The sequence below is a fragment of the Puniceibacterium confluentis genome (assembly GCF_007923445.1).
GTDB classification, from domain to species: domain Bacteria; phylum Pseudomonadota; class Alphaproteobacteria; order Rhodobacterales; family Rhodobacteraceae; genus Puniceibacterium; species Puniceibacterium confluentis.
In genome coordinates this window covers 1-1,434 of sequence record NZ_VOJI01000071.1, presented here as the reverse complement: position 1 = coordinate 1,434, position 1,434 = coordinate 1, and the positions used below count along the sequence as shown (strand labels likewise).

The following is a 1,434-nucleotide window of genomic DNA, read 5'->3' as shown; positions in this document are numbered from 1 at the left end:
GCGGGATGGAGCAGCCCGGTAGCTCGTCAGGCTCATAACCTGAAGGTCGTAGGTTCAAATCCTACTCCCGCAACCAAAAATACCAATAACCACAATGCATTACGCCCCGTCTTCCGCGGGGCTTTTTGCTGTCCAAATTCCAGGTCAACAATAGGTCAACATTTGGCGAGTCTGACGTTGCCACCAAGTGGTAATCCTCCCGTTTTTGACGGGGTGCCGCCGTAGAACTTATGCGGCCATTTTCAGTTTCATTGCGGGCGTGATGCCACCGATGCCCATGTTCGGACGGTCGTTGTTGTAAGTCCAGAGCCACTGCGTGGCGAAGTGCTGGGCCTCCTCGATGCTGTTTATGATGTATTGGTCCAGCCATTCATGCCGGACCGTGCGATTGTAGCGCTCGATGCAGGCGTTCTGTTGCGGCTGGCCCGGCTGGATGTGCGCCAGGACGATGCCTTGTTTCTCAGCCCATTCCAGCAGCGCATGACTGATGTATTCGGGGCCGTTGTCGACCCGTATGGTGCTGGGCTTGCCGCGCCATTCGATGATGTTGTTCAGGCTGCGGATGACCCGCTCTGCCGGCAGGGAAAAATCCACCTCGATCCCCAGACCTTCCCGGTTGAAGTCGTCCAGCACGTTCAAAAGCCGGAACGCGCGGCCATCCCCCAGCCGATCCGCCATGAAATCCATCGACCAGGTCACATTTGGCGCGTCCGGGACTGCCAGCGCATCAGGTTTGTCCCGCTTCAACCGCTTGCGGGGCTTGATCCGCAGGTTAAGTTCCAGCTCGCAGTAGATGCGATAGACACGTTTATGGTTCCACGGATGGCCCTTCACGTTGCGCAGATGCAGAAAGCACAGCCCGAAGCCCCACGTCTTGCGGTCGTCGGTCAGGCCGACCAGCAGGTCAGCGATCAGCTCGTTCTCATCGCTGAGCAACGGACTGTAGCGATAGCACGTCTCGCTCACCCCGAACGCCCGACAGGCGAGTGCGATGCTGACCCCTCGATGGTTTACGGCCTTGGCGGCCATCTCGCGACGATGAGATGGCCCTGTCACTTTTTTCCAAGGGCTTCCTTCAGCAGATCGGCCTGCATGCTCAGGTCCGCAAACATGCGCTTCAATCGCCTGTTCTCATCCTCCAGGCTCTTCATCTGGCTGATCATCGACGCATCCATGCCGCCATACTTCGCGCGCCATTTATAGAAGGACGCCGTGCTCATGCCATGCTCACGGCAAAGCTCGGCCACTGGCACACCGCCTTCAGCCTGGCGCAGGATCGCAAGGATCTGGGGTTCGTTAAATCTCGTCATCTTCATCAGAATCTCCTCAGATATCTTGCCGAGAAAATTCTACGTCCTGACCTGAGACCTTAAAACTCCTCCACTTTTGAGTAGGATCCGTCCCAAGCATTGGAGATGGAATATGAAGAAGTCA

General features: G+C 56.8%; 1 protein-coding gene. It reads right to left on the bottom strand.

Annotated features, from left to right (window positions below; translation table 11 throughout):
- Window positions 1-228 precede the first annotated feature (228 nt).
- Window positions 229-1,316, bottom strand: a protein-coding gene (locus FOY53_RS22555) for an IS3 family transposase (protein ID WP_146592527.1) whose coding sequence is annotated in 2 segments (ribosomal slippage) — window positions 229-1,055 and window positions 1,055-1,316 — 1,089 coding nt in all. Because the reading frame shifts where the segments join, the coding sequence is not laid out codon by codon here.
- Window positions 1,317-1,434: the final 118 nt, after the last annotated feature.